Raw genomic sequence first — 25,218 nt, 5'->3', positions numbered from 1 at the left:
CTTAACTCTGCTTCGCTAACCGATGAATTTGCTGAAACGTTACGCTGTGCCCGTTGCCTGCGCGGCGGCTGTCCTCGCATTGGCGGCCTGCTCGTCGTCGAAGGACGCGCGCCGCGTGCCGACGCCGCTCACCGAGTTCAAGCCCGTGATGGACGTGCAACAGGTCTGGAAGGCGAGCGTCGGCAAGGGCGGGCGTTACCTGTTCTCGCCGGTGGCCGTGGGCGACGCCGTCTATGCGGCGGGCGAAAACGGTTCGGTCGAGAAGATCGACGCGAAGACGGGCCAGACGGTCTGGCGCGCGAAGGTCGGCTCCGACCTGTCGGCCGGTGTCGGCAGTGACGGCAATCTGACCGCGGTCGGCGCGCTGAAGGGCGGCGTGTTCGTGCTGGGCCCGGACGGCAAGCAACTGTGGAAGACCAGCGTGCAGGGCGAGATCTTCTCGCCGCCGCTCGTCGGCAACGGCCTGGTGATCGTCCGCACGATCGACGGCCAGGTGGTTGCGTTCAACGCGCAGACGGGCGAGCAGAAGTGGAACTACCGCAACCGCGCGGTGCCGCTGAACCTGCGTGTGTCGGCCGGCATGACGTTCGCCGGTGACGCGGCGGTGCTGGCGGGTTTCCCCGGCGGCGGGCTGGTCGCAATCAATCTGCAGACGGGCGAGCCGTTCTGGCAGACGCCGGTGTCGTTCCCGAAGGGCGTGACCGAGGTCGAGCGCATCAACGACGTCAGCGGCCCGCCGACGCTCGTGGGCGCGGAAGCCTGCGCGGTGACGTTCCAGGGTCAGCTCGGCTGCTTCGATGCGAACTCGGGGCGCCCGCTGTGGGAAAAGCCGTTCTCGAGCCGCAGCGGCCTCGCGCAGGACGACTCGGTCGTTGCCGGCGGCGACGACTGGTCGGTCGTGACCGCGTACGATGCCGCTTCGGGCAACCAGCTCTGGCGCAACGACAAACTGAAGAGCCGCGACGTCGGTGTGCCGTACCTGCTCGGGCACGCGGTCGTGATGGGCGATTACAAGGGCTTCGTGCACTTCCTGTCGCGCGAAGACGGCAGCTTCATCGCGCGGATGAAGACCGACGGCAGCGCGATCACGGCGGCGCCGGTCCTCGCGGGCAATACGCTCGTCGTGCAGACGAAGGACGGCGGCCTGTACGGATTCCGTCCGCGCTGACGCGCAGGAAACATGCGCGACCGCGGCGCGACGGGCTTGTCCCGCGCGCCGTGGTCGCGCGACTTGAAGGCGGCCGGTGCTCCCGGCCGCTCGGTATTTGAAAGGCAGTTCGAGACGAAAGACGACGGCGCGCATCGCGCGCCAGGCGCGCGCATCCGGCGCGGCGCGAATTCGTGATATTTTCATTCAGCGCAGCCGCCCGCAGCAGCGGGCCTCCCGCTGCTGCGCTTCACCGTAGAAAACACAGATGAAACCGGTCATTGCCCTCGTTGGGCGCCCCAATGTGGGGAAATCCACGCTGTTCAACCGGCTCACGCGTTCGCGTGATGCGCTGGTCGCCGACTTGCCCGGCCTGACGCGCGATCGCCATTACGGCGAAGGGCGCGTCGGCGAGCGGCCGTACCTGGTCGTCGATACGGGCGGCTTCGAGCCCGTCGCGAAGGACGGCATCCTGCACGAGATGGCGCGCCAGACGCGGCAGGCCGTCGAGGAAGCCGACGTCGTCGTGTTCATCGTCGACGGCCGCAACGGGCTTGCGCCGCAGGACAAGTCGATCGCCGACTACCTGCGCAAGACCGGCCGGCCGATCTTCCTGGTCGTCAACAAGGCCGAGGGGATGAAGTACACGGCGGTCGCGACCGACTTCTACGAGCTCGGGCTCGGCGATCCGCGCGCGATCTCGGCCGCGCACGGCGACGGCGTGACCGACATGATCAACGAGGCGCTGGAGGTCGCGTACGCGGACCGGCCGGCGGAAGAGGACGACAACGATCCGTCGCGCGGCATCAAGATCGCGATCGTCGGCCGCCCGAACGTCGGCAAGTCGACGCTCGTCAACGCGCTGATCGGCGAGGATCGCGTGATCGCGTTCGACATGCCGGGCACGACGCGCGATTCGATCTACGTCGACTTCGAGCGTAACGGCAAGAAATACACGCTGATCGACACGGCCGGCCTGCGACGCCGCGGCAAGGTGTTCGAGGCGATCGAAAAGTTCTCGGTCGTGAAGACCCTGCAATCGATCTCCGACGCGAACGTCGTCATTCTTCTGCTGGATGCACAGCAGGACATTTCCGACCAGGACGCGCACATCGCCGGCTTCGTCGTCGAACAGGGTCGCGCGCTCGTGATCGGCGTCAACAAGTGGGACGGGCTCGACGAGCATGCGCGCGATCGGGCGAAAGCGGATTTGACCCGCAAGCTGAAATTCCTCGACTTCGCGAAATCGCACTTCATTTCTGCCACGAAGAAGACCGGCATCGGCACGCTGATGCGCTCGGTCGACGACGCGTACGCGGCGGCAATGGCGAAGCTGCCGACGCCGAAGCTCACGCGCGCGCTGATCGAGGCAGTCGAGTTCCAGCAGCCGCGCCGTCGCGGCCCGGTGCGTCCGAAGCTGCGCTACGCGCACCAGGGCGGCCAGAATCCGCCGATCATCGTCATCCACGGCAACGCGCTCGACGCCGTGACGGAAACGTACAAGCGTTACCTGGAAAACCGGTTCCGCGAAACTTTCTCACTGACAGGGACTCCATTGCGCATAGAGTTCCGTTCGTCGAACAATCCGTACGCGGACAAGAGCTGAAGCACGCCTGTTACACGCGTTACACAAGGGGTAGGCCGCACGGCCTATGCCCCGGGTGGGCCAGGCAAAATCGGCTATAGTGTAGCGATTGGCGCCGGATCTCTTTTTCTTCGCCGCCAATCCAGATCAACCTGCAAAAAAAGATGGAGTACGCCATGAGCAACAAAGGGCAATTGTTACAAGACCCGTTTTTGAACGCACTGCGCAAAGAGCACGTTCCCGTTTCGATCTACCTCGTCAATGGCATCAAGCTTCAAGGGAACATTGAATCGTTCGACCAGTACGTCGTGTTGCTCCGTAATACGGTGACCCAGATGGTGTACAAGCACGCCATCTCGACGGTCGTGCCGGCGCGCCCGGTGAATTTCCACCCGGACGCGGAAGCCTCGTCCTAACCTATCGCAGCGGCCGGCATCCGGTCGCCGCGAGCGACCGATGCCAGCCGCCTTATCTTGACACCTGAAAATTTGATCAACGCAGCGCTCGTCGGCATCGATTTCGGCAAGACCGATTTCGAAGCCAGTCTCGAAGAACTCAGTCTTCTCGCCTCCAGTGCGGGGGCCCGTCCCGCCGTCACCCTCACGGGTCGTCGCTCCAGTCCCGATGCCAAGATGTTCATCGGCAGCGGCAAAGCCGAAGAACTCCGGCTCGCCTGCGACGCGCACAACGTCGAAATCGTCATCTTCAATCACGCATTGGCGCCGGCCCAGCAACGTAATCTGGAGCAGGCACTTAACAGGCGTGTGGTCGATCGCACCAGCCTCATCCTCGACATCTTCGCGCAGCGCGCCCGTAGCCACGAAGGCAAGCTGCAGGTCGAGCTCGCGCAGCTCCAGTACCTGTCGACGCGACTCATTCGCGCGTGGACCCACCTCGAACGGCAGAAGGGTGGTATCGGCCTGCGCGGCCCTGGCGAAACCCAGCTCGAAACCGACCGCCGGCTGATCGGCGAGCGCATCAAGATGCTGAAGTCGCGGCTGGACCGGCTGCGCCGGCAACACAGCACGCAACGCCGGCAACGCGCGCGCAGCGGCACGATGTCGGTGTCGCTGGTCGGCTATACGAACGCGGGCAAGTCGACGCTGTTCAATGCGCTGACGAAAGCGCAGGCCTATGCGGCCGACCAGCTGTTCGCCACGCTCGACACCACGTCGCGGCGCGTGTATCTCGGCGACGAGGTCGGCCAGATCGTCGTGTCGGATACGGTCGGGTTCATCCGCGAGTTGCCTCACCAACTGGTCGCCGCATTCCGCGCGACCCTCGAGGAAACGATTCACGCGGATCTGCTGCTGCACGTGGTCGATGCATCGAGCGCGGTCAGGCTCGAACAGATCGAGCAGGTCAACGGCGTGCTGCACGAGATCGGCGCGGACACGATCCGGCAGGTACTGGTGTTCAACAAGATCGACGCCGTGCCTGAGCTGGCGGCCCGCGGCGACGCGGTCGAGCGGGACGAGTATGGTAATATTTCGCGCGTCTTTTTGAGCGCGCGCACCGGTCAGGGTCTTGACGCGTTGCGTGCCGCCATCGCCGAAATCGCCTCCGCGGAACACCTTTCCGGCGCGACGTTACCCGACGGCGCGCTCGACGGCGCCCCCGCTGAACCACACGAAGACCACACGATTTCCGAACACGGGCGCTAACCGGTCCCGGCCGGTTCGCCGGCGTCTAATCTGGTGAACAAACTCTGGTGAACGAATACAACGAGCGGAGTACCTGGCGGCGGATGCGCGCCTTGCTGTCGATCAACGATCCCCGCTGGGGACGCGGCGAAGGCAATGGCAAAGACGGATCCCGTCCCCGTGCGAACGAATCGAAGCGTCCGCAAGGCGGCGACGGCGATGGTCCGCCCGATCTCGACGAGATGTGGCGCAACTTCAACCGGCGCCTGAACGGCCTTTTCGGCGGCAAGGGCGGCAACGGTTTTCGTCCTGACAACGGGCGGGCCGCGCGAGTCGGCGTAGGCATCGTGATCGGCGTGCTGGTCGCGGTCTACGCGGGCAGCGGGCTGTTCGTCGTGCAGGAAGGCCAGACAGGCGTCGTGCTGCAGCTCGGCAAACTGTCGGGTACGGTCGGTCAGGGCGTGCACTGGCGCGCGCCGTATCCGTTCGCGTCGCACGAGATCGTCGACACGTCGCAGGTCCGCTCGATCGAGATCGGCCGCAACAACGTCGTGCGCCTCGCGAACGTGAAGGAAGCCGCGATGCTGACGCGCGATGCCGATATCGTCGACGTGCGCTTCATCGTCCAGTACCGGATCCGTTCCGCGACCGATTACCTGTTCCGCAGCGTCGATCCGGAGCGCAGCGTGTCGCAGGCCGCGCAGGCCGCGGTGCGTGCGATCGTCGGTACGCGCAGCGCGGCCGATGTGCTGAACCAGGACCGCGACGCGCTGCGCGAGCAGCTTTCCACCACGATCCAGCGCGATCTCGATCGCTACCAGTCGGGACTCGAGGTGACGGCCGTCACGATGCAGAGCGTTGCGGCGCCCGAGCAGACGCAGGTCGCGTACGGCGAAGTCGCCAAGGCGCGCGACGAGCGCGAGGCCGCGAAGCGCGCCGCGCAGGCGTATGCAAACGACCTGCTGCCGAAGGCGCAGGGCGATGCCGCGAAGCTCGTCGACGAAGCAAAGGCGTATGCCGATCGCGTGGTCACGGAAGCCGAAGGCGATGCCGACCGCTTCAAGCAGGTCTATGCGCAGTACTCGAAGGCGCCTGCGGTGATCCGTGAGCGGATGTATCTCGAGACGATGCAGGAAATCTATTCGAACTCGACGAAGGTGTTCGTCGGCAACAAGGGCGGCAACAGCGTCGTGTACCTGCCGCTCGACAAGCTCGTCGAGCAGGGGCGACAAAACGCCGCGGCGTCCACGGGGGCATCCGCACCCGATGCGGCGTCGGCTCCGGCGGCCGTCGCGCCGGCGGCAGCGGCGCCCGCGAGTGCGGCGTCGGCCGCGGCAGCGTCGGGTAACGACGTGCTGCGATCGCGCGAGGCGTTTCGCAGCCGGTCGCGCGAAGACGATCTGAAGTAACGGGGAGCGCAGAACATGAACCGAATCATTGCGCTCGTCGTCGCAATCGTGATCGTTGCCTTCGCGGCATCCTCGACAGTCCTTACCGTCGATCCGCGCCATGCGGCCGTGCTGTCGGGGCGCGACGGCGCCCAGCCCGAACTGGCGGGGCCCGGCATCCATTTCAAATTGCCGCCGCCGCTGCAGACGGCGACGCTGATCGACACGCGGCTGCAATCGCTCGAGTCGTCGGATCCGCTGCAACTGGCGACGGAAGACAAGCACGATCTGCTCGTTGCCTATGCGGTGAAGTACCGGATCGGCGATCCGATGAAGTATTTCACGGCGACGGGGGGCGACCCGGCGGCAGCCAGCGAACGTCTGGCCGGCGCACTGAAGGGCGCACTCGGCGACGCGTTCGGCAAGCGTGCGCTCGACGATGCGCTCGGCGGCCAGCGTGCGATCGCCGATGCGGCTCGCGACGAAGTGAAGGCAAAGGCGTCCGGTTTCGGCGTCGACGTGGTCGACGTCCAGCTGACGCGCGTCGACTTGCCCGCCGCGCAAACCGACGCCGTCTATCAGCGGATGATCGGCGCACTGCGCGATCAGGCCGCGCAGGTGCGAGCGCAAGGCGCGGCCGACGTCGAGCAGATCAAGGCCGACGCCGAACGCGAACAGCAGGCCGTGCTCGCGAACGCGTACAAGTCCGCGCAGACGATCAAGGGCGAGGGCGACGCGAAGGCTGCGACGATCGCCGCAGATGCGTTCGGCCGCGATCCGCAGTTCTATCAGTTCTACGCGAGCCTGCAGGCTTACCGGAACACGTTCAAGCGCAACGACATCATCGTCGTCGATCCCGACAGCGAGTTCTTCCGCTTCATGCGCAGCCCGACGGGCGGTGCCGCACCGGCGGCGGCTGCTCCCCGCAAACACTGACCTTGGGGCGCCGCGTCGAGCGGCGCCGTCGCTCGCATGGACCTGGCTGGCTCGTTGTTGCTCGCAGTAGCGCTGATGCTGATCATCGAGGGGGCGTTCCCCTTCGTGTTTCCCGTCGCCTGGCGCGACACGTTTCGTAGAATAGCTGAGCGGCCGCCGCATCATATCCGGATCGGCGGGCTGATCGTGATGGTGCTCGGGCTCATACTCCTGCTGCTCGCCACCTGATCCGGGCGGCGCATCCGCCGTCCGTCCCGCCTGAATTTAGAATTTCCGATTCACATCGCGGCGCGCTTGGTCGCGCGCTGTTTCCCGTCGTAGGACCGTACCGATGTCGACCTGGTTACTTCCCGAGAATATCGCCGACGTGCTGCCGTCGGAAGCGCGCAAGATCGAGGAGCTGCGCCGCAGGCTGCTCGACCGCTTCCGTTCGTATGGCTACGAAATGGTGATGCCGCCGCTGCTCGAGTATCTCGAGTCGCTGCTGACGAGCGGCGGCGCCGACCTGCGCCTGCGCACCTTCAAGCTGGTCGACCAGCTGTCGGGCCGTACGCTCGGCCTGCGCGCGGACATCACGCCGCAGGTCGCGCGGATCGACGCGCACCTGTTGAACCGCCAGGGCGTGACGCGCCTTTGCTATGCGGGCCACGTGATGCATACGCGTCCGCGCGGCCTGCACGCGACGCGCGAGCAGATCCAGATCGGCGCCGAAATTTACGGGCATGCCGGGCTGGAAGCCGACCTCGAGATCCAGCAACTCATGCTCGATGCGCTGCATCTCGCAGGCCTGTCGCGCATTCGTCTCGACCTCGGCCACGCGGGCGTGCTCGCGGCGCTGCTGGCGCGCGACGCACAGGCCGCGGAGCGTGGCGAGTCGCTGTACGACGCGCTGTCGGGCAAGGACGTGCCGCTGCTGAACGAACTGACCGACGATCTCGGCGCCGATACGCGCGCCGCGCTGCGCGCGCTGCCGCACCTCTATGGCGACGCGAGCGTGCTCGCCGAGGCGCGGACGCGGTTGCCGGTGCTGCCCGAAATCACGCGGGCGCTCGACGATCTGGCGCAACTCGCGGCGCAGGCGAAGGGTGCCGAAGTGGCGATCGATCTGGGCGATCTGCGCGGCTACGCGTATCACAGCGGCGCGATGTTTAGCGCCTACATCGACGGCGTGCCGAACGCGATCGCACGCGGCGGCCGCTATGACCACGTCGGCCAGGCGTATGGTCGTGCGCGTCCGGCCACCGGCTTCTCGCTCGACCTGCGCGAGCTCGCCCGGATTTCGCCGGTCGAGGCTCGCGGTACCGCGATTCTCGCGCCGTGGGCGCAGGACGACGCGCTGAGCGCGGCCGTTTCGGCGCTGCGCGATGCGGGCGAGGTCGTGATCCAGGCGCTGCCGGGCCACGATCACGTGCTCGACGAGTTCGCCTGCGACCGGTCGCTCGTCGAGCGCGACGGCGCATGGGTGGTCGAACCCCGATAAAGAGGCGTTCGCGGGACGTGCTTCGGCGTGCATATCGTTGAAGCGAAACGGAAAAATTCGGAATCGCCCGCGAACATAGGTAGAATACGTTTTTAACCAGCTAACGAATCAACATGTCTGCCAGCGCAGTGAACGTGACTCCCGGGCGCAATGTCGTCGTCGTGGGAACGCAATGGGGTGATGAAGGCAAGGGCAAGATCGTCGACTGGCTGACGGACCACGCTCAGGGCGTCGTGCGTTTCCAGGGCGGTCACAACGCCGGCCACACCCTCATCATCGGCGGCAAGAAAACGATCTTGCGCCTCATTCCGTCGGGCATCATGCGTGAAGGCGTCGCCTGCTACATCGGCAACGGCGTCGTCCTGTCCCCCGAAGCACTGTTCAAGGAAATCGGCGAGCTGGAAGAGGCCGGCGTGAACGTGCGCGACCGCCTGTTCATTTCCGAAGCGACGACGCTGATCCTGCCGTACCACATCGCAATCGACCAGGCGCGCGAAGCGCGCAAGGGCGCGGGCAAGATCGGCACGACGGGCCGCGGCATCGGCCCCGCGTACGAAGACAAGGTCGGCCGCCGCGCGCTGCGCGTGCAGGACCTGTTCGACGCGAAGACCTTCGCCGACCGCCTGCGCGAAAATCTCGATTTCCACAACTTCGTGCTGACCCAGTACCTGGGCGGCGCGGCCGTCGATTTCCAGGCGACGCTCGACACGATGCTCGGTTATGCCGACCGCCTGAAGCCGATGGTGGCCGACGTGTCGCGCCGCCTGTACGACGCGAACAATGCGGGCCAGAACCTGCTGTTCGAAGGCGCACAAGGCACGCTGCTCGACATCGATCACGGCACCTATCCGTTCGTCACGTCGAGCAACTGCGTCGCAGGTGCGGCGTCGGCCGGCGCGGGCGTGGGCCCGCAGAAGCTCAACTACATCCTCGGCATCACGAAGGCATATTGCACGCGCGTCGGCTCGGGCCCGTTCCCGAGCGAACTGTACGATGCGGACAACCCGCAGCGTCAGGACCAGGTTGGCGTCACGCTCGCGAACGTCGGCAAGGAATTCGGTTCGGTCACCGGCCGTCCGCGCCGCACGGGCTGGCTCGACGCGGCCGCGCTGCGCCGCTCGATCCAGATCAACGGCGTGTCGGGCCTGTGCATGACGAAGCTCGACGTGCTCGACGGCCTCGACGAAGTCAAGCTGTGCGTCGGCTACAAGATCGACGGCAAGGATGCGGACATCCTGCCGCGCGGTGCCGCCGACGTGGCCCGTTGCGAGCCCGTATACGAAACGTTTGCCGGCTGGAAGGAAAGCACGGTCGGCATCAAGACGTGGGAAGCGCTGCCGGCGAACGCCCAGGCTTACCTGACCCGCGTCCAGGAAGTGGCCGGTGTGCCGGTCGACATGGTATCGACGGGCCCGGACCGCGACGAAACGATCCTGCTCCGCCATCCGTTCAAGGTGTAACCCCAGATGACGCAGCAAATCACGATGACGGCGGCAGACTTGATGACCGATCCGCGCAACGACGACAAGAACCTGTGGGTAGGCTGGGACGAGTATCACCGTCTCATCGAGCTGCTCGCGCTCCAGGTACATGCATCGGGCTGGAAGTTCGACCAGATCCTGTGCCTCGCGCGCGGCGGCCTGCGCGTCGGCGATCAACTGTCGCGCATCTACGACGTGCCGCTCGCAATCCTCGCGACGAGTTCGTACCGGGAAGCGGCCGGCACGGAGCAGGGCGAGCTCGACATCGCGCAGTACATCACGATGACGCGCGGCAATCTGGCGGGCAACGTGCTGCTGGTCGACGATCTCGTGGATTCGGGCGTCACGCTTGCGCGCGTGCAGGAGCACCTGAAGGAGCGCTACCCGTCCGTGACGGCCGTGCGTTCTGCCGTGCTCTGGTACAAGGGTTGCTCGAAGGTCAAGCCCGACTATCACACGCAGTATCTGCCGACGAATCCGTGGATTCATCAGCCGTTCGAGGAGTGGGATACGGTTCGCCCGCACAACCTCGAGGCGTGGATCAAGCGCGGTCGCGCACAGCGCGACGGTTCGGGCGCGTAAACGGCCGGCCAATCGAAGGAAAGCCTTGTACGGCGCCGCTTGCGGCGCCGTTTTTCATTGGGGCGCCATGCACGCCGGCGGCGCGCGGGCCGCGGATCCGGTAGGCAGACGGCGCTGCCCCGGCTATGATTGGCAGCCCTGCCACAGCTTGCGCCGGATTGCATGCATGGCGTGGCTCACGTGGTTCCAAGGCAACAGAGCAGGGCGGCGTTTCAAGGGGGCGCGAGTAGAATAGCGCTCGTTTTGTCCGACCCGGACCCGATTATTACGCTTCATATGAACGACACGATCCACGCGACCGACGCAGCACACGCGCCGCATTCGACGCAGCAACACTCGATGCGGGCGCTAGCGATAGCAGCCATCGGCGTCGTGTTCGGCGACATCGGCACCAGCCCGCTGTATTCGCTCAAGGAGGCGTTCAGCCCCGCACACGGTATCCCGCTCACCGAAGGATCGATTCTCGGTGTGATCTCGCTGCTGTTCTGGGCAATCATCCTGGTGGTCGGCATCAAGTACCTGCTGTTCGTGATGCGGGCGGACAACAACGGCGAAGGCGGCGTGCTCGCGCTGATGGCGCTGTCGTTGCGGCCGCTCGACTCGAAGACCCGCGTCGCGGGCGCGCTGATGGCGCTCGGGATATTCGGCGCATGCATGTTCTACGGGGACGCGGTGATCACGCCGGCGATCTCGGTGATGTCGGCGGTCGAAGGTCTCGAGATCGCGACGCCGCACCTGTCCCATCTCGTGATGCCGATCACGATCGTGATCCTGATCGCGCTGTTCTGGATCCAGCGCCACGGCACCGCGCTGGTCGGCAAGCTGTTCGGCCCGATCATGGTGCTTTGGTTCGTCGTGATCGCGGCGCTCGGCGTGTACCACATCGTGCGCGTGCCGGGCATCATCGCTGCAATCAACCCGTATTACGCCGCGTCGTTCATGTCGGAGCATGTGCTGCAGGCCTATGTCGTGCTCGGCTCGGTCGTGCTGGTGCTGACCGGTGCGGAAGCGCTTTACGCGGACATGGGCCACTTCGGCGCGAAGCCGATCCGCATCGCCGCGTACGGGCTCGTGATGCCGTCGCTCGTGCTGAACTACTTCGGCCAGGGCGCGCTGCTGATCCAGAACCCGAAGGCGATCGAGAACCCGTTCTTCCTGCTGGCACCCGAATGGGGGCTGCTGCCGCTCGTCGTGCTGTCGACGGTCGCGACCGTGATCGCGTCGCAGGCGGTGATCTCGGGCGCGTATTCGCTGACGTCGCAGGCCATCCAGCTCGGCTACGTGCCGCGCATGAAAGTGCTGCATACCTCCGATCTCGCGATCGGCCAGATCTACGTGCCGGTCGTGAACTGGCTGCTGCTGTTCGTGATCCTCTGCATCGTCATCGGCTTCAAGAGCTCCGACAACCTCGCGGCCGCGTACGGCATCGCGGTGACGGCGACGATGGTGATCACGACCGTGCTCGCCGCGGTCGTGATGGTGAAGGTGTGGAACTGGAACCGGCTGCTGGTCGGCGCGATCATCGCCGTGTTCCTCGCGGTCGACCTCGGCTTTTTCGGCGCGAACCTGCTGAAGGTTGCGCAGGGCGGCTGGCTGCCGCTCGGCATCGGCGCGCTGCTGTTCTTCCTGCTGATGACCTGGTACAAGGGGCGTCACATCGTCAAGGAGCGCACGGCCGCCGACGGTATTCCGCTCGAGCCGTTCCTGCAGGGCCTGCTCGCGCATCCGCCGCATCGTGTGTCGGGCACCGCGATCTACCTGACCGGCAACGACAAGCTCGTGCCCGTCAGCCTGCTGCACAACCTGAAGCACAACAAGGTGCTGCATGAGCGGACCATTTTCCTCACGTTCGTGACGCGCGATTTTCCCTACGTGCGCGACGACAAGCGCCAGACCGCGCGTGATGCGGGCGGCGGGCTGTATATCGTCAAGGCCGAGTACGGCTTCAACGAGACGCCGGACGTGAAGGCCGTGCTCGAGGAATTCGGGCGCACGCACGACATGACGTTCGAGCTGATGGACACGTCGTTCTTCCTCGCGCGCGAAACGGTCGTGCCGACGCATCTGCCCGGGATGTCGATCTGGCGCGAGCGCGTGTTCGCGTGGATGCACCAGAATGCCGCGAAGCCGACCGACTTCTTCTCGATCCCGGCGAACCGCGTGGTCGAGCTCGGGACGAAGATCGAGATCTGACCGGGGGCGGCGCGCGGGTCGTTCAGCCGCGCGCCGCCGAGTCCGCCGACCAGGCAATCAGGCCGCGATCGTCCGCATCGCCGGCCGCGGCCGCAGCCGTATAGCGCTGCGTATCCCGCGCGACCCAATCCAGATAACCGCGAATCCAGTATCGGCAGCCGTCGACAAGGCCGCGCACGCGCGTGTCGGCATGCTGGGCGAGTGCATCGGCGCACAGGACGAATGCGTTGATCTCGGCGCGCACACGCTCGGCCGTGTAGTCGACGCTGGCCTGCAGCGTATGGCCGCGGGAAGCGTGGATCATCACCATGTTCCGGAACTGCCCGGGCTGGCCGGCCTCGACGCCGACGCTCTGGATGTCGTTGCTCCAGCAGACGATATGGTTCGCGTGCCGGAACAGCGTCTGGATTTCCGGCCGATGAAACGTATCGGGCGGGACGGCACCGGCATTGGCCGCGTCCGCCAGCGCGAGGCAAGGATTCATCCCGCTCGTGTGACGCCGGATCGTTTCGTATTGCTGCACTGCAATCGGCTCGGCCCTCAGGTGGCCGATAATCTGCAGTCCGGCCGTGGTGGCCCACAGGCGCATGCCTTGTGCGAAGCGCGCGAAATGTTCGGCCGACAGGCGGGCGCGCAGGCGCTGGCACACATCGAGCCATGCTCGCTCGCCATATATGGGCTGGGGGCCGGTACATTCGTAGTCGAGCACATCGATCATCGCGGTCAGATTGCGCAACGTATCGGGGCCGACCGGCTCGACGCGATCGACGAACAGGTCGTCGACGAGAAAGAACCACACGAAATAATCGGCGAGCGCCTGCAGCAGGGAAGGATCGGCGTTCGGGTAACAGCGCGCGGCGAGCCAGCCGTATCGGGTGCGTACGACGCGTTCCCGGTAGGCGTCGCTGATGAACAGGCCGTATGCGTCGGCCCACTCGAGCATGCGCGATTCGATTCGCTCGACGTGCGGTGAACAGGCGCCGGCCCACGGCACGTCGAAAACGGGCATGTGCAATGCGGCCAGTTCGGTTTTCAGATGGTCGTCTGTCATGGTTCCCCGATCCATTTTTCGCGAATCCGTCCCGGTTCGCCGGTCAGGCGAATACCGGATGCAATGCGTCGCGAATCGACTGCAAAAAAGGCGAGACCGAAACACGGGAGGCAGGATATTCACCGTGCATGCGAGCGCCGCGGAGAACGCGGCCGCTGAACGGCAAGATCGCTGCCCAATACAGAAGCATCAAAATACGGCCGTTCGAAAACTTATTTTATGTGTCACTTGTGAAGCGTCAAGAAAACGCATGTCGCAACGCGGATTGTTTAATTTGCCGATTAAACGCAGGGGAATGACGATGGAAACGCGCATATTCGATTTTCATCCCGGATATCGAAAATGCGGACGACGATTCAATAAAAAAAACCCGCCGGGAGGCGGGTTTTTTTGTGCGGCGACGCTTTTCGCGTGCTCAGCGCTTCAGCTTCGCGAACGCCGCGGCCATTGCGCCGGCCGGTTCCGGCTCGCGCGAACGCTGCGGGCGGGCGGCGCCGCGCCCCGCGTTGCCGCGATCCTGGCCGCCGCGCGACGGCGTGCCGGGCGCTCCTGCCTCGTCGTCGAGGCGCATCGTCAGCGCAATCCGCTGGCGTTTCACGTCGACGTCGAGCACCTTCACCTTGACGACCTGGCCGGCCTTCACGACTTCGTGCGGGTCCTTGATGAACTTCGTCGACATCGCGGACACGTGGACGAGCCCGTCCTGGTGAACGCCGATATCCACGAACGCGCCGAACGCGGCGACGTTCGTCACGACGCCTTCGAGCGTCATGCCCGGCACGAGATCCGACACCTTCTCGACGCCTTCGCGGAACGTCGCGGTCTTGAACTCCGGACGCGGATCGCGGCCCGGTTTCTCCAGTTCGGACAGGATGTCGCGCACGGTCGGCAGGCCGAAACGCTCGTCAACAAATTCCGTCGGGGACAGGCCCGACAGCGCTTCGCGGTTGCCGAGCACGTCGTCGATGCGCTTGCTGATCTTCGCGAGCATCCGCTCGACGACCGGATACGCTTCCGGGTGCACCGACGAGCGGTCGAGCGGATTCTCGCCGCCGTTGATGCGCAGGAAGCCGGCGGCCTGTTCGAAGGTCTTGTCGCCGAGGCGCGGGACCTTGCGCAGGTGCTCGCGCGACGGGAACGGGCCGTTTGCGTCGCGGTAGTCGACGATGTTGCGCGCGAGCGTCGCGTTCAGGCCCGACACGCGCGCCAGCAGCGCGGCCGACGCGGTGTTCGCGTCGACGCCGACCGCGTTCACGCAATCCTCGACGACTGCGTCGAGCGAGCGGGCGAGTTCGCGCTGGTTCACGTCGTGCTGGTACTGGCCGACACCGATCGCCTTCGGCTCGATCTTCACGAGTTCGGCGAGCGGATCCTGCAGGCGGCGCGCGATCGACACGGCGCCGCGCAGCGACACGTCCATGTCGGGGAATTCCTTCGCCGCGAGTTCGGACGCCGAGTAGACCGACGCGCCGGCTTCCGACACGACGATTTTCTGCAGGCGCAGCTCCGGGTGTTTCGCGATCAGCTCGCTCGCGAGCTTGTCGGTTTCGCGCGATGCGGTGCCGTTGCCGATGCTGATCAGCTCGGCCTGCGTCTGCGCGGCGAGGCGCGCGAGTTTCGCGATCGAGCCGTCCCAGTCGCGGCGCGGCTCGTGCGGGTAGATCGTATCGGTCGCGAGCACCTTGCCGGTGCGGTCGACGACCGCGACCTTCACGCCCGTGCGCAGGCCGGGGTCGAGACCGATCACGGCCTTCGGGCCGGCCGGCGCGGCCAGCAGCAGGTCGTTCAGGTTGCGCGCGAACACGCGGATTGCTTCGGTTTCGGCCGTTTCGCGCAGCTGCGTGAGGAGTTCGTTCTCGATGTGCGGCTGCACCTTCACTCGCCAGCACCAGCGGCATACGTCGGACAGCCATTTGTCGGCCGGGCGGTTCTGGTTCGCGATGCCGAAATGGCGCGCGATCATCGCCTCGCCGGGATGCGGCACCTGGGCGTCGAGCTCTTCGCCGAGGCCGAGCTTGATCGTCAGCACGCCCGCGTTGCGGCCGCGGAACAGTGCGAGGGCGCGGTGCGACGGCACGGTCCTGATCGTTTCCGCGTAGTCGTAATAGTCGCGGAATTTCTCGCCTTCCTCGTTTTCCTTGCCCTCGACGACGGCCGACGACACGACGCCCTGGCTGTGCAGGTAGTCGCGCAGCTTGCCGAGCAGTTCGGCCGTTTCGCCGAACTGTTCGGACAGGATGTCGCGCGCGCCGTCGAGCGCGGCCTTCACGTCGGCAACGCCCTTGTCGGCGTCGACGTAGGCGGCCGCCTCGGCCTGCGGGTCGAGCAGCGGGTTCGCGAGCAGGGCCTGCGCGAGCGGCTCGAGGCCGGCCTCGCGGGCGATCTGCGCACGCGTGCGGCGCTTCGGCTTGTACGGCAGATAAAGGTCTTCGAGCACCTGCTTGCTGTCGGCCGCGTCGATCGCGGCGCGCAGCTCGTCGGTCAGCTTGCCCTGTTCGTCGATGCTCGACAGGATCGCCGCGCGGCGGTCCTCGAGCTCGCGCAGATACAGGAGGCGTTCCTCGAGCTGGCGCAACTGCGTGTCGTCCAGGTTGCCGGTCACTTCCTTGCGGTACCGGGCAATGAACGGAACGGTCGAGCCTTCGTCGAGGAGTTGCACGGCCGCCGCGACCTGGCGCGGCTGGACGGACAGTTCGGTGGCGATGCGCTGTACGATCTTGAGTGCTACGGTTTCCGTCATGTCGTGGATGATCTGCCTGCTGAAATCGCGGCGCGGGCCGGCAGGCCCGAAGCGGCGGGCTGCGTGGCGGGCCCGACGGGCCAGATGCCGCGGGTGAGTGAAGCGGGGCATTTTGCCATAAATGGCGGAGCGTCCAGCCGGGGGTGATAGAATTTGACACATGTCCCGCAGCTTTCCTACGACGTTGCCAACTTCCCGAATTTCTCTCGTCGCGCTCGGCGCAGCGCTCGCCGCGGCTTTGTCTGCCGGGCCTTCCAGCGCGTTCGCGCAAGCTTCGGGCGCCACCGCGCCGGCCGCCACCGCGGCCGCACCCGTGACGGCCACGGCCGCACCGGATTTCGACGCCCGTCAAAAAGTGCTCAATCAACGCTCCGCGGAAAACGATTATCGTTATGCGGTGGCCGAGCACGATTGCTACAGCAAGTTCTTCGTCAATCACTGTCTCGGCAAGGCGCGTGACCAGATGCGCGACGAGCGGGCGAGCATCCGCCAGGAGCAGCTCGCGCTCAACGACGAGCAGCGGGCGGTGCGCGCGCAGCAGCGCGACCAGCAGCAGGCGCTGAAGCAGGCGCAGGACGCGGCGGAAGCGCCGCAGCGCGCGGCGAACGACGCGGCAAACGCCGCTGCGTTCCGCGACAAGCAGGAGCAGAATGCGCTGAAGCAGGCGCAGCGTGGCGCGGAAGGGCCGCAGCGCGCGGCGAACAAGCAGGCGTACGACCAGAAGCAGGGCGACTTCCAGCGCAAGCTCGACCAGGCGCACCAGCAGGCCGCGCAGAAGGCGCAGGAGCGGGCGGACAACGCCGCACGCTACGAGCAGAAGCAGAAGGAAGCCGCGGAGCACAAGGCCGACGTCGAGCGGCGTCAGAAGGAAGCGACCGAAAAGGCGCAGCAGAAGCAACAGCAGGGGCAGTAACGTGTTGGATTGATCCGGAATCAGTCTCGTGCGCGCTGGCACGCCAGCCGGCGCGCTGCTTCGATGAGGAGGCAAACATGCAAAACCGTCACACGGAACAGCAGCAGGAATTGCACAACCGTTTGGCTGCATTGCAGGAGCAGCACCAGCAGCTCGCTCGGGAGATCGAGCTGAAGGAAGGGCACTCCGACATCGACGACATCACGCTGCACCGGCTGAAGAAGGAAAAGCTGGCGGCCAAGGACAAAATCATTTTGCTGCAATCGCAGCTGGAACCGGATAAGCGCGCCTGAGCGCGGCCTGGCAAGCGCCGGCGCCGCCCGGGCGCTGGACACAGGAACGCTTGCCTTGAATTCACCGCTTGAAGCCACCCCCGATGCCCGGCGCGACGTGTCGTCCGCCGGGCGCGCTCGTGCGCCCGAAGGCACCTTTGAACTGAGCCGCAAGCGCGTCGACGAACTCGACACGATCTTCGGCGAGGGCGGATTGCTGGCGCGCGCGCTCGACGGCTATCGGCCGCGTACATCGCAGATCGAGATGGCGCGCGCCGTCGCGTCCGCGATGGAAGCGTCTGCTCGCCGGATGCCCGAGCCCGAGATCTTCGAAACCCGCAAGCGGCCGGCGCGTCGCCTCGGCGACGGCGACAAGGCGGCCGAGACGGGCGCGGACGCCGCCGCAGCCGAGCCCGACAGCGATGCCGGGGACAACACGCTGATCGTCGAGGCCGGCACCGGGACGGGCAAGACCTATGCGTACCTCGTGCCCGCGATGCTGTGGGGCGGCAAGGTGATCGTGTCGACCGGCACGAAACATCTGCAGGATCAGCTGTTCCAGCGTGACATCCCGACCGTGCGCAACGCGCTGGCGGTGCCGGTGTCGGTCGCGATGCTCAAGGGGCGCGCAAACTACCTGTGCCACTACTACCTGCAACGCACGGCCGACAACGGCCGGCTGCCGTCGCGGCAGGATACGGCCTACCTGCAGGAAATCGTCCGTTTCGCGAAGATCACGAAGAGCGGCGACAAGGCCGAGCTCGCGAGCGTGCCGGAAACGGCGCCCGTCTGGTCGATGGTCACGTCGACGCGCGACAACTGCCTTGGCCAGGAATGCCCGCACTACAAGGAATGCTTCGTGATGCAGGCGCGGCGCGAGGCGCAGCAGGCCGACGTCGTCGTCGTCAACCACCACCTGTTCTTCGCGGACATCATGCTGCGCGACACGGGGATGGCCGAGCTGCTGCCGAACGCGAACACGGTCATCTTCGACGAAGCGCACCAGTTGCCGGAAACGGCGACGCTGTTCTTCGGCGAGACGCTGTCGACGACGCAGATTCTCGAACTCGCACGCGACACGGTAGCTGAGGGCCTGAGCCATGCACGCGACGCGGTCGAATGGGTGAAGCTCGGCGGCGATCTCGAGCGCGCGGCACGCGACTTGCGTCTGGCGTTCGCGAACGACCAGATCGTCCGGATGTCGCTCGCCCAGCTCGGCGACGATCACCCGATGTTCGGCGCGCTCGACGCGCTCGAGGCCGCGCTCGACGCGCTTGCGTCGGCGCTTGCCAGCCAGGCCGAACGGGCGGAATCGCTCGGCGCGTGCCTGCGGCGCGCACGCGAACTGCAGGACCTGCTGGCCGGCTGGGTCGCGCCCGGCGCGACGGAGGCGGCCGCGAAGGCTGATGCGGCGGCGGCCGGCGACAAGGCGGCATCCGACGGCGATCCGAACGAGAAGGTGCGCTGGGTCGAAGTGTTCGCGCATACGGTCCAGCTGCACGAAACGCCGCTGTCGGTCGCGCCGATCTTTGCCAAGCAGCGCGCGGGTGTGCCGCGTGCATGGGTGTTCACGTCGGCCACGCTGTCGGTGCGCGGCGATTTCACGCACTACGCGGCACAGATGGGCCTCAGCTCGCGCCGCTCGATGACGCTCGCGAGCCCGTTCGACTACCAGTCGCAAGGGCTGCTGTACGTGCCGCGCAACCTGCCGCAACCGTCTTCGCCGGCGTTTACCGATGCCGTCTTCGACGCCGCGCTGCCGGCGATCGAGGCGTCCGGTGGCGGCGTGTTCATGCTATGCACGACGCTGCGCGCGGTCGACCGGATCGCGTCGAAGCTGCGCGACGTGATCGAATCGCGCGGCTGGAACACGCCGCTGCTCGTGCAGGGCGATGCGAGCCGTACCGAACTGCTCGATCGTTTCCGTGCATACGGCAATGCGATCCTGGTCGGCAGCCAGAGTTTCTGGGAAGGCGTCGACGTGCGCGGCGATGCGCTGTCGCTCGTCGTGATCGACAAGCTGCCGTTCGCGCCGCCGGACGATCCGGTGCTCGCCGCGCGCCTCGATGCGCTGACGAAGAAGGGGCTGAGCCCGTTCGCCGTGCACCAGTTGCCGCAGGCCGTGATCACGCTGAAGCAGGGCGCGGGCCGGCTGATTCGCGCGGAGACGGATCGCGGCGTGCTGATGATCTGCGACACGCGGCTCGTCGACAAGCCCTACGGGCGCCGGATCTGGCAGAGCCTGCCGCCGTTCAAGCGGACTCGCGAGATCGCGGTTGTCCAGGACTTCTTCGACGAGCACCGTTCCGCAAAGCGCACGTGACGACGCGCGCGGCGCCCGCCGCGCGCTGGCACCGACGCTGCCTGAGCGCGGCGCCAATAAAAAACCCGGCTCGATGGCCGGGTTTTTTGTTCGCGCAGCGGGCGCTGCATGGTGCTTTCGTCAGAACTGCCACCACGACTTCTTCGCGCCGGGGCGCGAGTGGCCCGTGACGTACGGGCTGTCGGGGAACGTGCCTGCGAGCACGCGCTTCGTGTCCTCGGCGAGTTGCGGCTGGTTCAGCTTGCCGTACGACAGGATCATGATGTGCAGCGCGTCCTCGATCGCCGGGGCGCCCTTGTAGTCCTTGATCGCGAGCTGCGCACGGTTGATGGCCGCGACGTAGGCGCCACGCCGGTAGTAGTAGTCGGCCGCGTGCACTTCGTGCGACGCGAGCGCGTTGACGATGTAGCGCATCCGCGCGGCGGCGTCGGGCGCGTACTTGCTCTTCGGGAAGCGGTCGACGACGACCTTGAACGCATCGTACGATTCACGCAGTGCCTGCGGATCGCGCTCGCTCATGTCCTGGCCGGAGAACCGGCCGAACAGGCCGAGATCGTCGTTGAAGTGGATCATCCCCTTCAGGTAGTACGCGTAAGGGATATCCGGATGATCCGGGTGGAGCTGGATGAAGCGATCGACGGCCTGGTCGGCGGCGGCCGCTTCGTTGTCCTTCCAGTTGCAGTACGCAACGTTGATCTGCGCCTGTTGTGCGAAGTGGCCGAACGGATCGCGACCTTGCAGCGATTCGAAATATTTCGCGCACTTGCCCCAGTCGCCGCCGGACAGTGCGTCCTGGGCCTCTGAGTATAATTTGTTGTTCGACCAGGTAGCCGTCTCGTCCTGCTTCTGCGGCAAGCCGTGGCAGCCGGCGATGAGGGCCGCGGCCGCTACCGCCGCAGCCCGGGCGGCGACGGTTCTGGCCGTGCGTTTGGTCGAATTCATCATGCTCGCATGTCCTAGCTTCAAGTCTCGGTGACCCAGTCTAAATGACCCGTTCAAGTTCGCAGAATGCCCAGCCGGGCACACCAAATCGCGAAGATTATAGCCCAAGCGATCGGCCCGCCGACGCTGCGTCGGGGGATTCCCTTGATGACGATCTGGCCGGCGACGCCATGCAGGCGCCCGTCGTGCCGTCCGCGGCGGCCGACGACGCGCCGCGCGTCGTCGAAGTGCCGCTGTCGCTCGCGGGTGAGCGCCTCGACAAGGCGCTCGCCCAACTGTTCCCTGAATTCTCGCGCAGCCGCCTGCAGAGCTGGATCGAGGCGCAGCGCGTGCTCGTCGACGGCGCGCCGGCGAAGATCCGCCAGCCGGTGCCGCTCGGCGCCAAGATCGAGCTCGTGCCCGACCTGCTCCCCGAGCAGCTCGCCTTTACGCCGGAACCGGTGCCGCTCGACGTGATCTACGAGGACGACGCGCTCGTCGTCATCAACAAGCCGGCCGGCCTCGTCGTGCATCCGGCCGCCGGCAACTGGAGCGGCACGATCCTCAACGGGCTGCTGCATCGCTATGGCGACGCGGCGGCCGGCCTGCCGCGCGCGGGGATCGTCCACCGGCTCGACAAGGAGACGTCGGGCCTGATGGTGGTGGCGCGTACGCTGGCCGCGCAGACGGACCTCGTGCGCCAGTTGCAGGCCCGCACGGTGAAGCGCCGCTATTTCGCGCTCGTGTGGGGCACGATGCCCGAGGAGGGCACGATCGATGCGCCGATCGGCCGCGATCCGCGCGAACGCACGCGCATGGCCGTCGTCACCGGCGCGTCGGGCAAGCCCGCGCGCACGCATTTCCGCACGGTTGACACATGCCTGTGGCAACGTCAGCCGGTTTCGGCGATCCAGTGCGATCTCGAGACCGGCCGCACGCACCAGATCCGCGTGCACTGCGCGCATGCCGGCCACCCGCTGCTCGGTGACCCCGTGTACGGGCGTGCGCGCGGCAAACGCTCGGTCGCGCCGTTGCCGGACGGTTTCGCGCGACAGGCGCTGCATGCATGGCGGCTCGGTCTCGTGCACCCGGTCACGGGCAAGGCGATGCAGTGGCGCTGCCCGCTGCCGGACGACATGAACGCCCTCGTCGCGGCGCTCGGCTTCGGGCAGGGCGACGAGGAATTCGACGACGATGACGGTGTCTACGACGATGACGATTTCGGCGGCGAGTATCACGACGATGAGCCGTACCTGGACGACGAGGAGGAGTGAGTGCCGATGACGAACCTGGCGCCGTTGACGTGGCAGGACTGCGTACAGCCCGACTGGCAGGTGTCGCCGCGCGTGCGCGCGCTGATCACGACGCGCGACGGCGGGGTGAGCGAAGGCCCGTATGGGCGCTGGCAGGGCGCGGAAGCTCTGCCGGGCGGGATGAATCTCGGCCTGCACACCGGTGACGATCCGGCTCATGTCGCCGGGAATCGCGCGCGCCTGCTCGCGCTGGCTGGCCAGTCGAGCGCCGCGTGGCTCGAGCAGGTTCACGGCGCGCAGATCGTGCGCGCGGACGAGGTGATCGCGGCGGCACCCGCGGCGCTCGCGCCGGTGCAGGCCGACGCGAGTGTCACCGACCGTGCCGGCGCCGTCTGCGTCGTGATGGTCGCGGATTGCCTGCCCGTGCTGCTGTGCGACACGCAGGGCCGCGCCGTCGGCGCCGCGCATGCGGGCTGGCGCGGCCTGGCGGCCGGCATCGTCGAACAGACGGCGGCGCGGGTCGCGGCACTCGCGGGCGGTGCGACGGACGCGCTTCATGCTTACCTCGGGCCGGCGATCGGCCCGCGGGCGTTCGAGGTCGGCGCCGACGTGCGTGACGCGTTTCTCGACACGGCCCCGCAGTCGGAGCATGATGAAACCCGGCTTGCGTTCGTCGCGATCGATGGCGCGCCCGGCAAGTTCCTGGCCGATCTCTACGCGCTCGCGCGCTTGCGTCTTGCGCGTGCGGGCGTGGCGCACGTGAGCGGCGGGACGGCCTGCACGGTCACCGAACAGGCGCGCTTCTATTCGTACCGGCGCGACCGCGTGACGGGCCGCATGGCGGCGGCGATCTGGCTGGCGGATTGACGGGATGCGTATGGGCGCCGGATTTGTCGCGCTGCAAAATCGGGTTATCTCGATTTTGCGGCGGCCATGCCGCGTTACATGCGCGGCTGAATGAAAAATGCGGAGTCAAGTCAATCAAAATGTTTTATGTTTCGCCGGAACCCTTGTCCCGCCTGTTGCGCGAGGATTATCTCCGTGCGGAATTGTTCAGCGGTTTGATATGGCGCTTCACATGGGGAAAACGATAATGATAAAAATACCGCACTGCGGCAGAATCTGGAGACGCCTCTCCAGAGCATGACGGCCCGGCTCGCAGCCGGCATGCCGCCCGCGAGCAGGATTTCACGACAGACGCTCACGAATCACCGGTAAGGCAGGTAATGACAGCATCGAAAAAATCGTCGACGTCCGCTCAGGCGGGCACTTCCACGGGCAGCATTGGTTTCGATCCGGCCGCCCAGCCGATGCAGCAGATGTTCGAGTCGTGGTTGAACGCGTGGCGCGGTTTTGCGGATCCGGCACGTGCCGCGACTGCGTCGGCCACCGTGAATCCGTTCGCGACATTCCAGTTTCCGACATCGTTTCCGTTCCAGGTGCCGTCGATGCCCGATTTCGGCGCGATGGCGTCGCCGTTCGCCGGGCTGAAGCTGCCGGCCGCCGCGATTCCCCCCGAGCGGCTTCAGGCGTTGCAGGCCGACTACGCGCGTGATTGCATGGCGCTGATGCAGCAGGCCGCCGCCGCGAAGCTCGAGTCGCCCGAACTGAAGGACCGCCGCTTCAGCGGCGATGCATGGAAGGCGTCGCCGGCGCATGCGTTCGCGGCGGCCTGGTATCTGCTCAACGCGCGCTATCTGCAGGAACTGGCCGACGCGCTTCAGACCGATCCGAAGACGCGCGAGCGCATTCGTTTCACGGTCCAGCAGTGGACGGCCGCCGCCGCGCCGAGCAACTTCCTCGCACTCAATCCCGACGCACAGAAATCGATTCTCGAGACGCAGGGCGAAAGCCTGCGGCAGGGGATGATGAACCTGCTCGGCGACCTGCAGCGCGGCAAGATTTCGCAGACCGACGAATCGCAGTTCGTGGTCGGCAAGAACCTCGGGTGTACTGAAGGTGCGGTCGTCTACGAGAACGACCTGATCCAGCTGATCCAGTACACGCCGAAGACGGACAAGGTGTTCGAGCGGCCGCTCCTGATCGTCCCGCCGTGCATCAACAAGTTCTACATCCTCGACCTGCAGCCCGAGAATTCGCTCGTCGCGCATGCGCTGTCGAACGGCCATCAGGTGTTCCTCGTGTCGTGGCGCAACGCGGACGCATCGGTTGCGCACAAGACGTGGGACGACTACATGAACGAAGGGCTGCTCGCGGCGATCGACGCCGTGCAGCAGGTGAGCGGCCGCGAGCAGATCAACACGCTCGGCTTCTGCGTCGGCGGCACGATGCTCGCGACTGCGCTCGCGGTGCTCGCCGCGCGCGGCGAGCACCCGGTCGCGTCGATGACGCTGCTCACCGCGATGCTCGACTTCAGCGACACCGGCATCCTCGACGTGTTCGTCGACGAGGCGCACGTGCAGATGCGCGAGCAGACCATCGGCGGCAAGAACGGCACGCAGCCGGGGCTGATGCGCGGCGTCGAGTTCGCGAACACGTTCTCGTTCCTGCGACCGAACGACCTCGTGTGGAACTACGTCGTCGACAACTACCTGAAGGGCCGCACGCCGGCGCCGTTCGACCTGCTGTACTGGAACGGCGATTCGACGAGCCTGCCGGGCCCGATGTACGCGTGGTACCTGCGCAATACCTATCTCGAGAACAAGCTGCGCGAGCCGGGCGCGTTGACCGTGTGCGGCGAATCGGTCGACCTGACGCTGATCGACGTGCCGACCTTCATCTACGGCTCGCGCGAGGATCACATCGTGCCGTGGCAGACGGCCTATGCATCGACGTCGATCCTGTCGGGCCCGCTGAAGTTCGTGCTCGGCGCGTCGGGGCACATCGCGGGCGTGATTAATCCGCCGGCGAAAAAGAAGCGCAGTTACTGGATCAACGACAGCGACCTGCCCGAATCGGCGGACGACTGGTTTGCCGGTGCGACCGAGCACCCGGGAAGCTGGTGGACGACCTGGGTCGAGTGGCTCGACCAGTACGGCGGCCGCAAGGTGGCGCCGCCCGCCCAGCCCGGTTCCGCACAGTTCCCGGTGATCGAGCCGGCGCCGGGCCGGTACGTATTGCAGCGCGATTGACGAAAGACGGACAGCGGCGCACGCTGTCCGATGCACCGCAGTTTTTTTAACAGGGCCGGTAGCGATGCGCCGTGTCGTGCGGGCCTGGAGGAAAGGGAAATGACGGACGTAGTGATCGTATCGGCCGCGCGGACCGCGGTCGGCAAATTCGGCGGTTCGCTTGCGAAGATTGCAGCACCCGAACTGGGCGCGACGGTGATCCGCGCAGTGCTGGAGCG

At 66.2% G+C, this 25,218-nt stretch carries 20 protein-coding genes and 1 pseudogene; 18 read left to right on the top strand and 3 right to left on the bottom strand.

Going from position 1 to position 25,218, the window contains the following annotated elements; genetic code table 11:
- Positions 1 to 22 precede the first annotated feature (22 nt).
- The 11 genes from bamB (at position 23) to ACTJLD_RS33970 (ending at position 12,435) form a co-directional block, all read left to right on the top strand.
- Complete coding sequence (gene bamB / locus ACTJLD_RS34020; protein WP_027787238.1) at positions 23 to 1,168, top strand: outer membrane protein assembly factor BamB; 1,146 nt, start codon at positions 23 to 25, stop codon at positions 1,166 to 1,168.
- Between the two features lie 247 nt (positions 1,169 to 1,415).
- Entirely contained in the window at positions 1,416 to 2,753 is a 1,338-nt protein-coding gene (gene der / locus ACTJLD_RS34015) for a ribosome biogenesis GTPase Der (RefSeq protein WP_027787239.1), read from the top strand.
- Between the two features lie 155 nt (positions 2,754 to 2,908).
- The gene (gene hfq, locus ACTJLD_RS34010) at positions 2,909 to 3,148 is read left to right on the top strand and encodes an RNA chaperone Hfq (RefSeq protein ID WP_006399927.1); all 240 of its coding nucleotides are present in this window, start codon (positions 2,909 to 2,911) and stop codon (positions 3,146 to 3,148) included.
- A gap of 72 nt (positions 3,149 to 3,220) precedes the next feature.
- Entirely contained in the window at positions 3,221 to 4,396 is a 1,176-nt protein-coding gene (hflX, locus tag ACTJLD_RS34005; RefSeq protein ID WP_027787240.1) for a GTPase HflX, read from the top strand.
- Between the two features lie 47 nt (positions 4,397 to 4,443).
- Positions 4,444 to 5,784 (top strand): FtsH protease activity modulator HflK, encoded by a 1,341-nt coding sequence (hflK, locus tag ACTJLD_RS34000; protein WP_440660893.1) that lies wholly within the window; start codon positions 4,444 to 4,446, stop codon positions 5,782 to 5,784.
- Between the two features lie 15 nt (positions 5,785 to 5,799).
- Positions 5,800 to 6,699 carry a protease modulator HflC gene (hflC, locus tag ACTJLD_RS33995; RefSeq protein WP_027787241.1) on the top strand — a complete coding sequence of 300 codons (900 nt, stop codon included), beginning with the start codon at positions 5,800 to 5,802 and terminating at the stop codon, positions 6,697 to 6,699.
- A 36-nt stretch (positions 6,700 to 6,735) separates the two neighbouring features.
- Complete coding sequence (locus ACTJLD_RS33990) at positions 6,736 to 6,927, top strand: DUF2065 domain-containing protein (RefSeq protein ID WP_011352254.1); 192 nt, start codon at positions 6,736 to 6,738, stop codon at positions 6,925 to 6,927.
- Positions 6,928 to 7,030: 103 nt separating this feature from the next.
- Positions 7,031 to 8,179: an ATP phosphoribosyltransferase regulatory subunit gene (locus tag ACTJLD_RS33985; protein WP_059694539.1), complete on the top strand. Its 1,149-nt coding sequence runs from the start codon at positions 7,031 to 7,033 to the stop codon at positions 8,177 to 8,179.
- Between the two features lie 113 nt (positions 8,180 to 8,292).
- The gene (locus ACTJLD_RS33980) at positions 8,293 to 9,639 is read left to right on the top strand and encodes an adenylosuccinate synthase (protein ID WP_011352252.1); all 1,347 of its coding nucleotides are present in this window, start codon (positions 8,293 to 8,295) and stop codon (positions 9,637 to 9,639) included.
- 6 nt (positions 9,640 to 9,645) lie between these two features.
- A complete protein-coding gene (locus ACTJLD_RS33975; RefSeq protein ID WP_021163124.1) occupies positions 9,646 to 10,242 on the top strand; it encodes a phosphoribosyltransferase in 597 nt (198 codons plus the stop codon).
- 276 nt (positions 10,243 to 10,518) lie between these two features.
- On the top strand, positions 10,519 to 12,435 hold the full coding sequence (locus tag ACTJLD_RS33970) for a potassium transporter Kup (protein WP_027787243.1): 1,917 nt from the start codon (positions 10,519 to 10,521) through the stop codon (positions 12,433 to 12,435).
- A 22-nt stretch (positions 12,436 to 12,457) separates the two neighbouring features.
- Here ACTJLD_RS33970 and ACTJLD_RS33965 read toward each other — a convergent pair whose 3' ends face one another.
- Together ACTJLD_RS33965 and ACTJLD_RS33960 are read right to left on the bottom strand one after the other, a co-directional pair.
- Positions 12,458 to 13,486, bottom strand: coding sequence for a terpene synthase family protein (locus ACTJLD_RS33965; protein ID WP_440660889.1), 1,029 nt, complete (start codon positions 13,484 to 13,486; stop codon positions 12,458 to 12,460).
- Between the two features lie 415 nt (positions 13,487 to 13,901).
- Positions 13,902 to 16,226 carry a Tex family protein gene (locus ACTJLD_RS33960; RefSeq protein ID WP_124817048.1) on the bottom strand — a complete coding sequence of 775 codons (2,325 nt, stop codon included), beginning with the start codon at positions 16,224 to 16,226 and terminating at the stop codon, positions 13,902 to 13,904.
- 160 nt (positions 16,227 to 16,386) lie between these two features.
- Here ACTJLD_RS33960 and ACTJLD_RS33955 point away from each other — a divergent pair, with 160 nt between their 5' ends.
- From ACTJLD_RS33955 to ACTJLD_RS33945, 3 genes are all read left to right on the top strand, one after another.
- Entirely contained in the window at positions 16,387 to 17,139 is a 753-nt protein-coding gene (locus tag ACTJLD_RS33955) for a hypothetical protein (RefSeq protein ID WP_440660887.1), read from the top strand.
- 77 nt (positions 17,140 to 17,216) lie between these two features.
- Positions 17,217 to 17,432: a YdcH family protein gene (locus tag ACTJLD_RS33950; protein ID WP_006478692.1), complete on the top strand. Its 216-nt coding sequence runs from the start codon at positions 17,217 to 17,219 to the stop codon at positions 17,430 to 17,432.
- A gap of 55 nt (positions 17,433 to 17,487) precedes the next feature.
- Positions 17,488 to 19,734, top strand: coding sequence for an ATP-dependent DNA helicase (locus ACTJLD_RS33945; protein ID WP_027787247.1), 2,247 nt, complete (start codon positions 17,488 to 17,490; stop codon positions 19,732 to 19,734).
- 120 nt (positions 19,735 to 19,854) lie between these two features.
- Here ACTJLD_RS33945 and ACTJLD_RS33940 read toward each other — a convergent pair whose 3' ends face one another.
- Complete coding sequence (locus tag ACTJLD_RS33940) at positions 19,855 to 20,679, bottom strand: outer membrane protein assembly factor BamD (RefSeq protein WP_021163132.1); 825 nt, start codon at positions 20,677 to 20,679, stop codon at positions 19,855 to 19,857.
- 41 nt (positions 20,680 to 20,720) lie between these two features.
- On the opposite strand from ACTJLD_RS33940, the gene ACTJLD_RS33935 reads away from it, so the two are divergent.
- The 4 genes and pseudogenes from ACTJLD_RS33935 to ACTJLD_RS33920 form a co-directional block, all read left to right on the top strand.
- Positions 20,721 to 21,929, top strand: coding sequence for an RluA family pseudouridine synthase (locus ACTJLD_RS33935; RefSeq protein WP_027787248.1), 1,209 nt, complete (start codon positions 20,721 to 20,723; stop codon positions 21,927 to 21,929).
- A 6-nt stretch (positions 21,930 to 21,935) separates the two neighbouring features.
- Positions 21,936 to 22,775, top strand: coding sequence for a peptidoglycan editing factor PgeF (gene pgeF / locus ACTJLD_RS33930; protein ID WP_027787249.1), 840 nt, complete (start codon positions 21,936 to 21,938; stop codon positions 22,773 to 22,775).
- A 359-nt stretch (positions 22,776 to 23,134) separates the two neighbouring features.
- Complete coding sequence (locus ACTJLD_RS33925) at positions 23,135 to 25,000, top strand: PHA/PHB synthase family protein (protein WP_027787250.1); 1,866 nt, start codon at positions 23,135 to 23,137, stop codon at positions 24,998 to 25,000.
- Between the two features lie 99 nt (positions 25,001 to 25,099).
- Positions 25,100 to 25,218 (top strand): annotated as a pseudogene (locus ACTJLD_RS33920) (acetyl-CoA C-acetyltransferase); the annotation flags it as partial.

Source organism: Burkholderia sp. 22088, from assembly GCF_052045915.1.
In the GTDB taxonomy this organism is placed as follows: Bacteria; Pseudomonadota; Gammaproteobacteria; order Burkholderiales; family Burkholderiaceae; genus Burkholderia; species Burkholderia cepacia.
Note: the sequence above shows the minus strand (reverse complement) of the source record. Positions and strands in the feature narration are given on the sequence as shown.

Coding starts and splice junctions, on each gene's coding strand:
- bamB (WP_027787238.1), top strand. CDS start 23: ATGAATTTGCTGAAACGTTACGCTGTGCCCGTTGCCTGCGCGGCGGCT.
- der (WP_027787239.1), top strand. CDS start 1,416: ATGAAACCGGTCATTGCCCTCGTTGGGCGCCCCAATGTGGGGAAATCC.
- hfq (WP_006399927.1), top strand. CDS start 2,909: ATGAGCAACAAAGGGCAATTGTTACAAGACCCGTTTTTGAACGCACTG.
- hflC (WP_027787241.1), top strand. CDS start 5,800: ATGAACCGAATCATTGCGCTCGTCGTCGCAATCGTGATCGTTGCCTTC.
- ACTJLD_RS33990 (WP_011352254.1), top strand. CDS start 6,736: ATGGACCTGGCTGGCTCGTTGTTGCTCGCAGTAGCGCTGATGCTGATC.
- ACTJLD_RS33985 (WP_059694539.1), top strand. CDS start 7,031: ATGTCGACCTGGTTACTTCCCGAGAATATCGCCGACGTGCTGCCGTCG.
- ACTJLD_RS33980 (WP_011352252.1), top strand. CDS start 8,293: ATGTCTGCCAGCGCAGTGAACGTGACTCCCGGGCGCAATGTCGTCGTC.
- ACTJLD_RS33975 (WP_021163124.1), top strand. CDS start 9,646: ATGACGCAGCAAATCACGATGACGGCGGCAGACTTGATGACCGATCCG.
- ACTJLD_RS33970 (WP_027787243.1), top strand. CDS start 10,519: ATGAACGACACGATCCACGCGACCGACGCAGCACACGCGCCGCATTCG.
- ACTJLD_RS33965 (WP_440660889.1), bottom strand. CDS start 13,486: ATGACAGACGACCATCTGAAAACCGAACTGGCCGCATTGCACATGCCC.
- ACTJLD_RS33960 (WP_124817048.1), bottom strand. CDS start 16,226: ATGACGGAAACCGTAGCACTCAAGATCGTACAGCGCATCGCCACCGAA.
- ACTJLD_RS33955 (WP_440660887.1), top strand. CDS start 16,387: ATGTCCCGCAGCTTTCCTACGACGTTGCCAACTTCCCGAATTTCTCTC.
- ACTJLD_RS33950 (WP_006478692.1), top strand. CDS start 17,217: ATGCAAAACCGTCACACGGAACAGCAGCAGGAATTGCACAACCGTTTG.
- ACTJLD_RS33940 (WP_021163132.1), bottom strand. CDS start 20,679: ATGATGAATTCGACCAAACGCACGGCCAGAACCGTCGCCGCCCGGGCT.
- ACTJLD_RS33935 (WP_027787248.1), top strand. CDS start 20,721: ATGACCCGTTCAAGTTCGCAGAATGCCCAGCCGGGCACACCAAATCGC.
- pgeF (WP_027787249.1), top strand. CDS start 21,936: ATGACGAACCTGGCGCCGTTGACGTGGCAGGACTGCGTACAGCCCGAC.
- ACTJLD_RS33925 (WP_027787250.1), top strand. CDS start 23,135: ATGACAGCATCGAAAAAATCGTCGACGTCCGCTCAGGCGGGCACTTCC.